The sequence below is a fragment of the Solimonas sp. K1W22B-7 genome, assembly GCF_003428335.1.
Taxonomy (GTDB): domain Bacteria; phylum Pseudomonadota; class Gammaproteobacteria; order Nevskiales; family Nevskiaceae; genus Solimonas_A.
This window is the reverse complement of the sequence record NZ_CP031704.1, coordinates 846,820-861,070: the sequence shown is the minus strand read 5'-3', so window position 1 is coordinate 861,070 and position 14,251 is coordinate 846,820. Positions and strand designations below refer to the sequence as shown.

Here is a 14,251-nt window from a genome sequence, read left to right as displayed (position 1 = left end):
GTTCCCACCCCCCGACGCTCCCCCCATGGACACCATCCGCATCCGCGGTGCCCGTACGCACAACCTCAAGAACGTCTCGCTGGACCTGCCTCGCGACAAGCTGATTGTCATCACGGGCCTGTCCGGCTCGGGCAAGTCCTCGCTGGCCTTCGACACGCTCTACGCCGAAGGGCAGCGCCGCTACGTCGAGTCGTTGTCGGCCTACGCCCGGCAGTTCCTGTCGATGATGCAGAAGCCCGACGTCGACGCCATCGAAGGCCTGTCGCCGGCGATCTCGATCGAGCAGAAATCGACCAGCCACAACCCGCGTTCGACGGTCGGCACGGTCACCGAGATCTACGACTACCTGCGCCTGCTGTTCGCCCGCGTCGGCACCGCCTACTGCCCGGACCACGACACGGCGCTGGAAGCGCAGTCGGTGGCGCAGATGGTGGACCAGGTGCTGGCCCTGCCCGCCGACTCGGCCTGGATGCTGCTGGCGCCGGTGGTGCGCGGCCGCAAGGGCGAGCATGCCGAGTGGTTCGAGCAGGCCAAGGCCCAGGGCTTCGTGCGCGTGCGCGTCGACGGCAAGGTCTACGAGCTGGACGAGGTGCCCACGCTCAACCGCAAGCTCAAGCACGACATCGAGATCGTGGTGGACCGCTTCAAGGTGCGGCCCGACATCAAGCAGCGCATCACCGAGTCCTTCGAGACCGCGCTGCGCCTGTCCGACGGCCTGGCCCACATCGCCCCGCACGGCAACGACAAGGGCGAGACCCTGAGCTTCTCCGCGCGCATGTCCTGCGCGCACTGCGGCTACTCGCTGGAGGAGCTGGAGCCGCGCCTGTTCTCGTTCAACGCGCCGCACGGCGCCTGCCCCAAGTGCGACGGCCTGGGCGCCATGCAGGTGTTCGACGAGGAGCGCGTGGTCGCCCACCCGGAGCTGTCGATGGCCGCCGGCGCGATCCGCTCCTGGGACAAGAAGAACCCCTACTACTGGCACTTCGTCACCTCGCTGGCCAAGCACTACAAGTTCGACCCCGAGAAGCCCTTCGACAAGCTGGCGCAGAAGGTGCGCGACCTGCTGCTCCACGGCAGTGGCGACGAGAAGATCACCTTCGAGTACCCCGACGAGTACGGCGGCAAGCGCCGCTCGCTGCACCGCTTCGAGGGCATCATCCCCAATCTCGAGCGCCGCTACCGCGAGACCGAGTCCGACGCCGTGCGCGAGGAGCTGTCACGCTACCTCAGCCAGAAGGCCTGCCCCGAATGCAGCGGCCAGCGCCTCAACCGCGCCGCGCGCCACGTGCGCGTGGCGCAGCAGAACCTGCCCAGCCTCACCTCGCTGTCGGTGCGCGAGGCCGGCAGCTGGTTCGGTGACCTCAAGCTGCCCGGCCAGAAGGGCGAGATCGCCGAGAAGATCCTCAAGGAGATCAGCGCGCGCCTGTCCTTCCTCAACAATGTCGGTCTGGACTACCTGACCCTGGCCCGCTCCGCCGAGACGCTCTCCGGCGGCGAATCGCAGCGCATCCGCCTGGCCTCGCAGATCGGCGCCGGCCTGGTCGGCGTCATGTACGTGCTCGACGAGCCCAGCATCGGCCTGCACCAGCGCGACAACGAGCGCCTGCTGCAGACCCTGTTCCGCCTGCGCGACCTCGGCAACACCGTGATCGTGGTGGAGCATGACGAGGACGCCATCCGCCAGGCCGACTTCGTGGTGGACATCGGCCCCGGCGCCGGCGTGCACGGCGGCGAGATCGTCGCCCAGGGCAAGCCGGCGCAGATCGAGAAATCGGCACGCTCGGTCACCGGCCAGTACCTGTCGGGCCGCGTCAAGATCGAGGTGCCCAAGCTGCGCAACCCGCGCCAGCCGGGCAAGCACCTGGTGATCCGCAACGCCCGCGGCAACAACCTGCGCAACGTCAACGCCGAGATTCCCACCGGGCTCATCACCTGCGTCACCGGCGTTTCCGGCTCGGGCAAGTCGACGCTGATCAACGACACGCTGTGGGCCTACGCCGCGCGCCAGCTCAACGGCGCCAGTTCGCACCACGCGCCCTGCGACGGCATCGACAACCTCGACCTGCTCGACAAGGTCATCGACATCGACCAGTCGCCGATCGGCCGCACGCCGCGCAGCAACCCCGCGACCTACACCGGCCTGTTCACGCCGATCCGCGAACTGTTCGCCGGCGTGCCGGAATCGCGCGCGCGCGGCTACGAGGCCGGGCGCTTCTCCTTCAACGTCAAGGGCGGCCGCTGCGAGGCCTGCGAGGGCGACGGCGTCATCAAGGTGGAGATGCACTTCCTGCCCGACGTCTACGTCACCTGCGACACCTGCAAGGGCCGCCGCTACAACCGCGAGACGCTGGAGATCAAGTACAAGGGCCGCGCCATCAACGAAGTGCTCGACATGACGGTCGAGGACGCGCTGGAGTTCTTCAAGCCGGTGCCGGCGCTGCGCAAGAAGCTGGAGACGCTGATGGACGTGGGCCTGTCCTACATCACCCTGGGCCAGAACGCGACCACGCTCTCGGGCGGCGAGGCGCAGCGCATCAAGCTGGCCAAGGAACTGTCGCGCCGCGACACCGGCCAGACGCTCTACATCCTCGACGAACCCACCACCGGCCTGCACTTCCACGACGTGGCGCAGCTGCTCAAGGTGCTGGAGCGCCTGCGCGAGCATGGCAACACCGTGGTGATCATCGAGCACAACCTCGACGTCATCAAGCGCGCCGACTGGCTGATCGACCTGGGCCCCGAAGGCGGCTCCGGCGGCGGCGAGATCGTCGCCTGCGGCACGCCGGAGGACGTGGCGAAGAACAAGCGCTCGCACACGGGCCGGTTCCTCAAGCCGCTGCTGAAGGCTTGACCGCTTTTGTAGGAGCGGCTGTTAGCCGCGAGGGCCGGTGACCATGATCACCGGCCCTCGCGGCTAGCTGTTGGCCCAGGCGAAGGCTGACTCAATGTCAGCCTGAGTTAAGCCAGCAGCCGCTCCTACAACAGAAGGCCACCTGACGCTCCGCCTCTGGCACTTTGCACGGCCCGCGCTATGATCCCCCCATGAGCCTGACCGAGCCCCAGCGCTACCGCGCCGTCCTTGCCGAATCCTCCGCCTTCCGCGGCCTGGAGCCGCGCGCCATGGACCGGGTGATCGGCGCCGCCATGATCCTGGAGGCCGCTGCCGGCTCGCAGGTGCTGTTCGAGGGCCAGCGCAGCAGCCCGGGGTTCTACGTGGTGCTGGAAGGCAAGGTCGAGGTCTACCAGCCGCGGGAGGGCGCCGACGTGCGCCTCAACCTGCTGGGCCGCGGCGACTGCTTCGGCGAATACTCCCTGATCGACGGCAAGCCGGCCTCGGCCTCGCTGCGGGCAGTGGAGCCGGCCAAACTGTACTTCCTGCCCAGCGGCCTGTTCCAGAAGCTGGTGGCCAACGACGCCCAGGCCGCGGCCACGATCTACCGCAACCTGCTGGTACGCCTGATCACGCGCCTGCGCGACTTCAACGACCCGGCCTAAGGGTCTGAAGGCGGGCTGGTTTGCAGCAACAAGTACCTGACCCGTTCATGCCGAGTGCCGCATAGCGGCGTATCGAGGCACGCGCCGGCAGCACCTCGATACGCTGCGCTACTCGGTGTGAACGGTTTGGGGGTTACCGGCCAAAAAGAAAAGGGCCGGTTTCCCGGCCCCAGGCACACACCCCACGATACTCATTGCGCGGCCGTCACCGCGCGCATTCCTTCAGAACGAATACTTCAGCACCGCCTCGACGTAGTCGCGGTCGCCGAGCAGGTTGCGGTCGCCCAGGCCGTTGGACTTGGTCGCGCCGAAGTAGGTGGTGTAGCCGACCTCGCCCTGCCAGGCCTGCAGGTAGACCACGCCCACCGACACGTGCACCGACTTGCGATCCTCCACGAAGTTGGTGATCGGCGTCGGCGTGGTGCCGTCCACGTCATGGTCGAAGCGGATCGTCGGCTCCACCGTGAACATGTTGAACACGTTGTTGTAGGTGAAGCGCGCGATCAGCTTGTAGCCCCAGGAGAACGGCGTGGCATAGCGGTCGTAGGGCGTGCTCGGCGTGCCGACGATGGCCGGGTTTGGACCGTTGATCGCGGCGGTGCCGGGGTTGGCGGTATAGGTCGCCGGTGCCTCGAAGGCCAGCACCTCCGGATCGGGCATGCCATGCACATAGGCCATGCCGGCCTCACCCACCATCAGCACCTGGTCCCAGCCGAACAGGCGGTTCGGCGGGAACAGCGCGGTGAAGCCGAGGTCGCCCTGGCTGATGTCGTAGCGGCGCCAGCCGCGGATGTACTGGCCGCCCAGCGCGGCACCCTGGTTGGGATTGATCTGGCTGGGCGCGCCCAGGCCGGTGAGCAGCAGCTCGATGTCGTCGATCTGCAGCGGCTGGTCCACCTTGTAGCTGTACTCGCCCTGCACCGAGTAGTCGCCCACGGTGGTGTTGAACGACACGCCGTAGAGCTGGATGTCCTCCGGGTACTCGACGAAGTAGTTGGCCGTGCTGGCCGGCGCCACCGCGCTGGCACGCGAGGTGCCGCTGAACAGCGGCAGGCGGCTGTGGTAGTTCATCGCGTAGACCGACAGGTCCATGTCGTTGAGGTACTTCACCAGCGTGCTGAGCTTGATGCCGCCCTGGCCGGAGTCGCTGGCCAGCTTGTCGCGTCCGCGCGGCACGGTGCTGCCGATGAATACGCAGGAGACTCCCGGCGGCGTGCAGATCGTGCCGGCCGGCGCGTTTTCGTCGACACGGCCGAGGCCGAGGTTGGCGCGGTTGCCGCCGATGCCGGCGAAGTCGTTGGTCCCCCAGTAGGAGCCGGAGGGATCGATATCGGTGCGGCGCCAGTTCAGCTGGTAGAAGGCCTCCATCGAGAGGTTCTCCAGCAGGTTGTAGGACAGCCACAGGTTCTCGGTGGGCACCAGCACCTCGTCGAGCTCGAAGCCCGGCACGCGCAGCTGCGCCTGGTCGAAGGCCAGGATGCTGTTGATGCCGTGCAGCACGAAGGTGGATTCGCCCCAGTTGATGACCTGGCGGCCGAGCTTGAAGGCCATCGAGCGCGGGCCGATATCGAAGGCACCGAACAGGTAGGCGTCGAGCAGGTCGGCGTCGCTGCCGAGACGGTCGCGCAGGATCTCGTTCTTGGCGTCGTATTCCGAGAGCGGCGCCTCCTTGCCGGGGCCGTAGTCGGCCCGGTTGAAGAAGTCGTAGTTGCGCAGCTTCTCGTTGAAGACGTAGCTGCCGCGGAAGAAGGCGCCCCAGTTGCCGCGGGTGAAGGTCAGGTCCGAGGTGACCTTGGCGGCGGCGGCCACCAGGTCGCCCTTGTCGAAGGCCAGGTTGCCGTCGTCACCGTTGGTGGAGTAGGCCGTGCCGCCGTTGGCGATGCCGACCAGGCCGTCGTCGCGGCTCTGCACGCGCTTGGCCACGCCCACCGACAGCTTGCTCTCCAGTTGCAGGGACACGCCGTGGACCTCGTCGCTGAAGGCCTGCGCCGGCAGCGCGGGCACGAACAGGGCGGCGGCAGCCAGGGAGATCAGGTTCTTCTTGTTGATGTTCTTCATGTTGTTTTCTCCTCGCGCTCAGTCAGCCGCCGGCGGGGCCGGGCAGGCGCCGCCTATGGGCAGGCAGGCACCATTGGACTTCAGGAAGCTGGCGGCCTGGCGCTGCATTTCCGTGGTGGCGTCGGCCGAAGCCGTGGGGGAAAGGATCGAGCCGTGGTCGCCCTGGGCAAAGCGCACGACGTTGTAGCGTGCGGCCTCACCCAGCAGCACATTGGCGGTGGCCACCGGCACCGATAGCGCCGGGCCCTCGCCGGGCCCGGGCCTGAATGTCAGCCCCATCACGCGCGCCAGCGGCGTCGTGCCGGACAGGTAGCCGGAGATCGGCAGCACGTCGGTCGCCGGGCACAGCGGATCACCCTTGATCGCGCAGTTGGGCACCACCGCGTCGCCGACCACTTCGATCATGTAGATCGGGTGGTTGGCCTTGGTCGCGGCGGCGAAGTTCAGCGGATCGCCGGAGTCGACCAGGGTCTGCGCGAAGCGTATGAACGTCTCGTAGTTGTCGTTGCCCTGCACGATGCGGTTGGCCACCGGGAAGCTGGCGGTCTGCGCCTGCAGGCCGGCGGAAATGCGCGGGCCGAAGCTGGCCGAGGCATCGAGCAGCTTGGCGATACCGCCGCCCGGCATCGCCAGCACGCCGGCGCCGGTGGCCGTGTTCACGCCGAGGAAGGTGCTGGCGACGATGGCGCCCAGCGAGTGGCCGACATAGCGCACCTGCGTGGTGTCGAAGCGCACCGCCTGCGGCGCGCCGGCCAGCGACACGAAGATCGTGCCCGGATCGGCGATGCCGCCCGCCGGCACCAGCGACTTGCCGAGCACCAGCAGGTCGGACACGCCCTGGCGCAGGTTGTCGCGCGAAACGATCAGGCTGGAGAGATTGATGAAATGCGTGCCCGAACCGTCGACCACGGTATCCGGCCCGGGAGCACCCGAGGTGTTGTTGACCAGATCCAGGTCGAAAGTGCGCTCGGTGGTGCCCGGCACGCGGAAGGCGGCGATGCTGCCGTCGGCCGTGCGGATGCCGTGCAGCGGCAGGTCGATCGCGATCACCGCGAAGCCGGCCTGCGTCAGCGCCGGCACCAGGCCCAGCACCTGCGAGCGGTTGCCGGTGATGCCGTGCTGGAAGATGACCACCGGCCAGCCGCCCGCCGGCATCTCGCCGACCGGCACCGTGGCGATCACCGGTACGGTCTGGTCGCTGAGCTTGCGCGGCAGCGGGTAGCAGATCGTGGTGCTGGTGCTGGGCCTGGCGGTGAGCACGCCCGGACCCGGATCGATATCCGCGCCGCTGGCAAAGGCACCGCAGGGCACGCGGCCGAGGAAGCTGGCGGCAAGGTTGGGCTGGGTGATGTCCGCCTGCCAGAAGCCGGTCAGCGGCGCCGTGGGATTGCCGGCGCTGGGAGCGGACAGGTAGTAGGGCAGCGTCAGGCGGCCGGCATAGACCTGCGCCGGAGCGCCGGGCAGGCCCAGCATCGTGGTGGTCAGCACCGTGCCGGCAGGGGCCGGTGCCGGCGCCGGGGCCTGCTGCAGCCGCAGCACGTTGGGCTGCGCGGCCGCGGCCATGCGCTGCAGCGTGATCGTGGTGGACTGCGTGGTGAACGGCCAGGCGATGGCGACGGTGTCGGCGGGCTTGCCGAAGGCGGCGAGCAGCTGCATCACCGGCACCAGCTGCTGGCGGATGGCTTCCAGCGTCGCCTTCTGCGGCGCGGTGAGGATCGCCAGCACCGGCTCGGTCTGCTCGGCGACCGGCGAGGACGAACGCACCACGCGGAAGTAGTCGCTGGGGATGATCGGCTCGCCGGCGGTGGAGCGCGCGGCGGTGCTCAGGCCCACGACATAGGTGGTCGAGGGCTTCAGCGGCTTCAGCGGCTCGATCAGGATGCGGCTGCGCTTGTCGGAGATCGCGCGGCCATCGACCGGATCGGTGGCGGTGGAGCTCTGCACGCGGAAGTCCACGCCCGGCACCAGCGGCGTCGGCGGCGAGGTGGAGGTGTCGATGATGGTCAGCGCCGCCGCGACGGTGTCGAAATCGACGAACCCGGTGAGGTCGGTAAAGGCCGATGCCACGGTGGACCAGCCGTCCTGCTCATTGGCGGCGGTGACGAAGGGCACGGCGGTGGCGTTGGGAATGTTCAGCGTCGGATCGCTGAAGCCGGCGAACAGCAGGTCCACCGGGAACGGAATCTGCGGGCTGGCCGCCAGCGGATCGAAGATCGACACCGCCTCGGTGCCCACACCGCCGGGGAAGTCCCCGCCTTCGTTGGACGCCTTGTCGCAAGCGGACAGCGCCAACACCAAAGCCAACGCACCGAGGGGGGCGTATCTCATCTCGTCTTCTCCTGCACCGTGGGGAAGCTTTTTCTTCTGCTTCCGCGTTTATTGTTGCCCCGGGCTCCGCCAGGACTCGTAAGGCCCAGCTGCGGGCCCGCACCATCTCGGGGCAGTATTGGTGTGTCGCAGCGCAGCAAACAATCGGCTCGGACCGGCAATGAATACCGTTTGTCGGACCATTCCTACACAGTTGTGCGGTGACGCCCGATCAGGTTTTCGATGCGTTCGCGCGAATCGTCGTCGGGCAGCAGCAGCTCCAGCGGCACGCGGCGGCGCAGCACATCGTCGGCGTCGCGTGCCATTTCGGCCTCCAGCGCATGCGCTGCCTCCACCATCAGGAACGGCAGCTCCGGGTGGATGCGTGCACGCCATTCCGGGCGTTCCTCCATGCGCTGCATCAGCAGTTCGATGCCGCTGCCGTGGCGCAGGCTGAGCCAGCCGGCGGCCTCCTCGTCGACACCGCAGGCGATCAGGCGCGCGATGGCCTGCGGCTGCCACTGCTCGAACGGCAGCGGCGGAGTTCCCGGCAATGGCAGCTCGTGCGTGCGCGAGGGCGGCGCACGCCGGTCCAGCGCGCGGTACACGGCGTCGACGATCTCGACGCTGTCGCGGCGTGCGGTGGTGTAGCTGCCGCCGATGTGCATCAGCAGCCGCGGCCGGGGCTGGATCACGGCCGCCTCGCGCGTCATCTGCGACAGGCTGCCGTATTCCGCGGGCAGCAGCATGCGCACGCCGGCATAGCGCGCGATGACGTCGCGCGCGGTCCAGCGCAGGCCCGGCAGGCCGTTGTTGAGGCCGGCGAGCAGGTAGCGCGTGTCCTCGTCCGTGGGCTGCGCCTGCGCGGGGCTGGTGATCTCCTGCTCGGTGGTGCCGACCAGGGTGCGGCCGTACCAGGGAATGACGAAGAACACGCGGCCATCGCGCGCGGTCAGCAGGAAGGCCTCCTCGCAACCGGGAATCGGCGGCATCACCAGGTGGGTGCCCTTGACCCGCCGCACCGGCGGCGCCGCCTCGCCTGCCAGTGCCAGCCCCCAGGGGCCGGCGGCGTTGACCGTGACCTGCGCGCGCAGCTCGAAGGACTGCCGCGTCTCCCTGTCGCGCAGCAGCGCACCGCGCACGCCGCCCTCATCCTCCAGCAGGCGCTCGGCCGCCATGTGGTTGACGCAGACCGCGCCATGCGACTGCGCCGCGGCGGCCACCACCAGGGTCATGCGCGCGTCGTCGACCTGGCAGTCGCCGTAGCGGAAGCCCGCCAGCAGATTGCGCGGATCGACGAAGGGAAACTCCGCCAGCAACGCCGGCGGGCGGTACTGGCGATGCCGCGCCACCGGCCGGCTGCCGGCACCGAGCAGGTCGTAGAGCGTCAGGCCGGCCGACAGCGTGAAGGTGCTGGCACGCGGCCCCTTCCACACCGGCACGATGAAGTTCAGCGGCCGCACCAGGTGCGGCGCGATGCGCACCAGCCGGCGGCGCTCGCGCAGCGCCTGGCGCACGAAGTCGAACTGGTAGTTCTCCAGGTAGCGCAGGCCGCCGTGGATCAGCTTGCTGGAGGCCGAGGAGCTGCCGCTGCCCCAGTCGTGCTTCTCCACCAGCGCCACGCTGAGACCGCGCTGCGCCGCGTCGTTGGCGATCCAGGCGCCGTAGATGCCGCCGCCGATCACCAGCAGGTCGAACTCGCGCCCGCTCAGGGCCGCGGGGCGGCGCAGGAAGGGAAAGGCGGCGACCATCTCAGGCATGCCGGCTCAGCACCCGCTCGAGGCCGGCGTCGAACTCGTCGACCGCGCACAGCGCCTCGGCCGCTTCCAGCGCCGCACGCAGCTGGCGCGACTCGTCCTGGGCCAGCACGCCGGCCTCGCGCGCCTCGTCGATGCGGTCCAGCGGGTGCGGATGCTGCAGGCGGCCGGCGCGCTGCGCCTGGCCCAGCTTGCGCAGCAGCGGCTCGGCATCGATCGCCTGCACCATCGCCGTCTCCAGGCGGCCCAGCGGCGAAGCGGCATCCGTGTGCAGGCCTTCGGCCAGGCGCAGGCGCAGGCCGCCGGGCTGCTGCAGGGCGGCGGCGATCTTCTGCCCGGTGGCGTCGTCGGCCGCGCGCGCATGGCGCCCCAGCGGAAACACCAGCAGCCGCCCGGCCCAGGCCAGCGGCCGCTTCGGCAGGTTGCGCAGCAAGCCGTCCAGCGCGGTCTCGATGCGCAGGAACTGCTCGTCGCAGACCGCCTGCAGCAGCGGCAGGTCTTCGCCGGGGCGGCCCTCCTGGTCGTAGCGGCGCAGCGCGGCGCTGACCACATAGAGCGCTATCAGCACGTCGCCGAGGCGCGCCGACAGGCTCTCGCGCAGCTTCAGGGCGCCGCCCAGTGCGGCCAGCGTCAGCTCGGTGCACAGCGCCAGCGCGGCGCTGTAGCGGTTGGCGCGCAGGCCGATGCGGCGCATCGCCGCGTCGCCCGGCGCATCGCCCCAGCGCGCCAGCGTCAGCCCCAGCACCAGGCTGCGCGCGCCGGCCTGCAGGGCATGGCCCAGGTGCGCCATCAGCAAGGTGTCGAAGCGCTCCAGCGCCAGCGCGGCATTGGGCTCGCGCGTGGCGGCGATCTCCTCGCGCAGATACGGATGGCAGCGCAGCGCACCCTGGCCGAACAGGATCATGCCGCGCGTCAGCAGGTTGGCGCCCTCCACCGTCACCGCCACCGGCGAGCCCTGGAAGGCGCGCGCCAGCCAGTTGGCCGGCCCCAGCATCACGCCCTTGCCGGCATGGATGTCCATGGCGCGGCGCAGCGAGTCCTGCGCGGTGTCGCTGCAGTAGTACTTGGCGATCGCCGAGGGCACGCTGGGCTTCTCGCCCAGTTCCACCGCCTGCGCGGTGAGCTGGCGCACCGCCTGCACCGCGTAGGCCTGCGCGCCGAGCTTCGCCAGCTGCTCCTGCACGGCCTCGAAGGCCCCCACCGGCAACCCGAACTGGCGGCGGATGCGCGCATAGGCACCGCTGGCCAGCGCCGCCATCGTCGCCTGGCCCGCAGTGTTGGACGGCAGCGAGATGGCGCGGCCGGCCGCCAGGCATTCCATCAGCATGCGCCAGCCCTGCCCGATCTGGCGCGGCCCGCCGATGATGAAATCCAGCGGCACGAAGACTTCGCGGCCGCGCACCGGGCCGTTCATGAAGGGGTTGTCCAGCGGCCAGTGGCGGTTGCCGATCTCCAGTCCCGGCGTGTCGCGCGGCAGCAGCGCGCAGCAGATGCCCAGTTCGCGACCACCGCCGAGCAGGCGCTCGGGGTCGTAGAGCTTGAAGGCCAGGCCCACCAGGGTCGCCACCGGCGCCAGCGTGATGTAGCGCTTGTCGAAGGTCAGGCGCATGCCCAGCACTTCGCTGCCCTGCCACGGGCCATGACAGACCAGGCCGTAGTCGGGGATGCCGCCGGCGTCGGAGCCGGCCCAGGGCGAGGTCAGCGCAAAACAGGGGATTTCCTCGCCCGCCGCCAGCCGCGGCAGGTATTGCTGCTTCTGCTCGTCGGTGCCGTAGTGCAGCAGCAGCTCGGCCGGGCCCAGCGAATTGGGCACCGCCACGATCGAGGCCGCGGTGACGCCGCCGGGGCCGGAGGCGATGCGGTTGAGCACCGCCGAGTGCGCCAGCGCACCGAAACCCAGGCCGCCGTACTGCTTCGGGATGATCATGCCGAAGAAGCCCTGGTGCTTCAGGTACGCCCAGGCCTCCGGCGACAGGTCGCGGTCCACCGCGGTGATGCGCCAGTCGTCGCAGAGCGCGCAGAAGGCCGTCACCGGGCCGTCGAGGAAGGCCTGCTCCTCGGCGCTGAGCCGCGCGGGCGGCAGGCCATGGAGGCGGCTCCAGTCCGGCCGGCCGCCGAACAGCTCGCCGTCCCACCAGACCGTGCCGGCGTCCAGCGCCGCCTGCTCGGTGTCGCTGACCTCGGGCATCACGCGGCGGAAATACTCCAGCGCCGGCCGGCTCAGCCATTCCTGGCGCAGCGGCGGGTTGAGCAGCACGGCGCCCGCCACGGCCAGCAGCAGGGCACCCACGAAGAACAGGCTCCAGGCCCCGCCGGTGGCGGCATAGGCCATCAGCAGCAGGGCATAGGCCGTCAGCGCGGTACGGGACGCGGCGCGCCGGTAGGCCAGGGCCACGCCCAGGGCGATCAGCAGCAGGAGCCAGATCATGCGGTGGGTTTCATGGGGATCCAGCCCCCAGCATACCGAATCGCCCTTCTGCAGCGGCAGGACGCCCGCCCGGGACCGTAAATCGACCTGAAAACAGCAACCGGTCCGCAAATGAACGCAAATGAACGCGAATATCGGGCTCAGGCACCCTGCTCCCATTTGCGTTCTTTGCGTTCATTTGCGGACTGCCGCGTTTTCTAGGATAAACGTCGGCTGACAATCCACGACCCTTCATGACCGACAAATCCGCCCTGCTGGACCAGCTCCGGATCGACCATTCCGCGCGTGCGCCGCAGCACAGCCCCTGGCTGCGCTGGGCGCTGATCGGCGCCGCCCTGCTGGTGGTCGCCCTGGCGGCCGCCGCCTTCTTCAGCGGCGAGAAGCCCCTGGAAATCACCACCGCCACCGCCCGCGCCGCCGGCCCCGGCGCCAGCGCCTCGGTGCTGGACGCCTCCGGCTACGTCGTCGCGCGGCGCCAGGCCACCGTGTCTTCCAAGGTCACCGGCAAGGTCATCGAGGTGCTGCTGGAGGAAGGCCGCCGCGTCGAGGCGGGCCAGGTGCTCGCACGCATCGACGACAGCAACGCCCAGGCACAGCTGGCGCTGGCCCAGTCGCAGCTCTCGGCCTCGCGCTCGCAGCAGGTCCAGGTCCAGGTACAGCTGTCCGAGGCCGAGCGCCAGCTGGCCCGCACGCGCGAGCTGGCGGATCGCAAGCTGCTGAGCCAGCAGGCCCTGGACACGGCCCAGGCCAATGCCGACAGCCTGCGCGCCCAGCTCGAGACCGCCAGACAGAACATCGGCGTGGCCCAGCGCGGCCTGTCGGTGCAGCAGCGCGCGCTCGACGACACCGTGGTGCGCGCACCCTTCGCCGGCGTGATCACGGTGAAGAACGCCCAGCCCGGCGAGATGATCTCGCCGCTGTCGGCCGGCGGCGCCGGCACCCGCACCGGCATCGGCACCCTGGTGGACATGGACTCGCTGGAGATCGAGGTCGACGTCAACGAGAACTTCATCAACCGCGTGCAGCCGGGCCAGCCGGCGGCGGCGCGGCTCAACGCCTACCCGGACCTGGAGATTCCCTGCGAGGTGATCGCGGTGATCCCCACCGCCGACCGCAGCAAGGCCACGGTCAAGGTCCGCGTCGGCTTCAAGCAGAAGGACCCGCGCGTGCTGCCCGAGATGGGCGTGCGCGTGGCCTTCCGCGAGAGCGCGGCGGACAAGGCCAGGGAACAGCCGCAGGGCGTCCTGGTGCCGGCCGAGGCCGTACAGAAGCAGGGCGATGACGGCGTCGTGTTCATGGTCCGCCAGGACCTGACGCTGGAGCGCCGCGCCGTGAAGCTCGGCGGCAACAGCGACGGCAGCATCAGCGTGCTCGGCGGCCTCAATGGCGGCGAGCGTCTCGCGGTGGGCGACTTCACGCAGTTCGCCGAAGGCAAGAAGGTCAAGCTCAAGGAGTAGGCATCATCATGGAACCAGCGACCGTCAGCCTGCAGAAGGCGTCCGCCGTCCCGGGGAGTGCGATCGTCAGCCTGCGCGGCGTGCTCAAGCACTACACGCGCGGCAAGCAGACCGTGGAAGTGCTGGAAAGCCTGGACCTGGACATCGCCCGCGGCGACTTCCTGGCCCTGATGGGCCCCAGCGGCTCCGGCAAGACCACGCTGCTCAACCTGATCGGCGGGCTCGACCGCCCCAGCGCCGGCAGCGTCAGGGTTGCCGACGAGCGCATCGACCAGCTCAGCTCCGGCGACCTGGCGAAATGGCGCGCGCGCCACATCGGCTTCGTGTTCCAGTTCTACAACCTGATGCCGATGCTCAACGCCGAGCGCAACGTCGAGCTGCCGCTGCTGCTGACGCGCCTGCCGGCCGCCGACCGCATGCGCCGCGTGCGCGTGGCGCTGCAGATCGTCGGCCTGGCCGACCGCGGCACGCACAAGCCCAGCGAACTGTCCGGCGGCCAAGCGCAGCGCGTCGCCATCGCCCGCGCCCTGGTGGCCGACCCCACCCTGCTGGTCTGCGACGAACCCACCGGCGATCTCGACCGCAAGACCGCCGACGAGATCCTGCAGCTGCTGCAGACGCTCAACCGCGAGCACGGCAAGACCATCGTCATGGTCACGCACGATCCCAAGGCGGCGGAGTTCGCGACGCATCAGCTGCATATGGATAAAGGACGTCTCGTCGAAACCTCGGCGCATAGCTGAGGGGAC

Annotated in this window: 8 protein-coding genes; 4 read left to right on the top strand and 4 right to left on the bottom strand. The window is 69.5% G+C overall.

The window, feature by feature from the left end:
- Positions 1–25 precede the first annotated feature (25 nt).
- Positions 26–2,851: an excinuclease ABC subunit UvrA gene (gene uvrA / locus D0B54_RS04160; protein ID WP_117289472.1), complete on the top strand. Its 2,826-nt coding sequence runs from the start codon at positions 26–28 to the stop codon at positions 2,849–2,851.
- A gap of 191 nt (positions 2,852–3,042) precedes the next feature.
- Complete coding sequence (locus D0B54_RS04155) at positions 3,043–3,495, top strand: Crp/Fnr family transcriptional regulator (RefSeq protein ID WP_117289470.1); 453 nt, start codon at positions 3,043–3,045, stop codon at positions 3,493–3,495.
- Positions 3,496–3,717: 222 nt separating this feature from the next.
- Here the strand turns inward: D0B54_RS04155 and D0B54_RS04150 are convergent, their stop codons facing one another.
- From D0B54_RS04150 to D0B54_RS04135, 4 genes are all read right to left on the bottom strand, one after another.
- Positions 3,718–5,553, bottom strand: a complete 1,836-nt coding sequence (locus D0B54_RS04150) for a DUF1302 domain-containing protein (RefSeq protein ID WP_117289468.1) — start codon at positions 5,551–5,553, stop codon at positions 3,718–3,720.
- Positions 5,554–5,571: 18 nt separating this feature from the next.
- On the bottom strand, positions 5,572–7,881 hold the full coding sequence (locus D0B54_RS04145) for a hypothetical protein (RefSeq protein WP_117289466.1): 2,310 nt from the start codon (positions 7,879–7,881) through the stop codon (positions 5,572–5,574).
- Between the two features lie 185 nt (positions 7,882–8,066).
- The gene (locus D0B54_RS04140; protein ID WP_240433545.1) at positions 8,067–9,620 is read right to left on the bottom strand and encodes a glycerol-3-phosphate dehydrogenase/oxidase; all 1,554 of its coding nucleotides are present in this window, start codon (positions 9,618–9,620) and stop codon (positions 8,067–8,069) included.
- Complete coding sequence (locus D0B54_RS04135) at positions 9,613–12,045, bottom strand: acyl-CoA dehydrogenase (RefSeq protein WP_117289462.1); 2,433 nt, start codon at positions 12,043–12,045, stop codon at positions 9,613–9,615. The genes D0B54_RS04140 and D0B54_RS04135 overlap by 8 nt, the downstream gene beginning before the upstream one ends.
- A 233-nt stretch (positions 12,046–12,278) precedes the next feature.
- Here D0B54_RS04135 and D0B54_RS04130 point away from each other — a divergent pair, with 233 nt between their 5' ends.
- Together D0B54_RS04130 and D0B54_RS04125 are read left to right on the top strand one after the other, a co-directional pair.
- Positions 12,279–13,502: an efflux RND transporter periplasmic adaptor subunit gene (locus D0B54_RS04130; protein ID WP_117289460.1), complete on the top strand. Its 1,224-nt coding sequence runs from the start codon at positions 12,279–12,281 to the stop codon at positions 13,500–13,502.
- Between the two features lie 8 nt (positions 13,503–13,510).
- Positions 13,511–14,245 (top strand): ABC transporter ATP-binding protein, encoded by a 735-nt coding sequence (locus tag D0B54_RS04125; RefSeq protein ID WP_117289458.1) that lies wholly within the window; start codon positions 13,511–13,513, stop codon positions 14,243–14,245.
- Positions 14,246–14,251 lie beyond the last annotated feature (6 nt).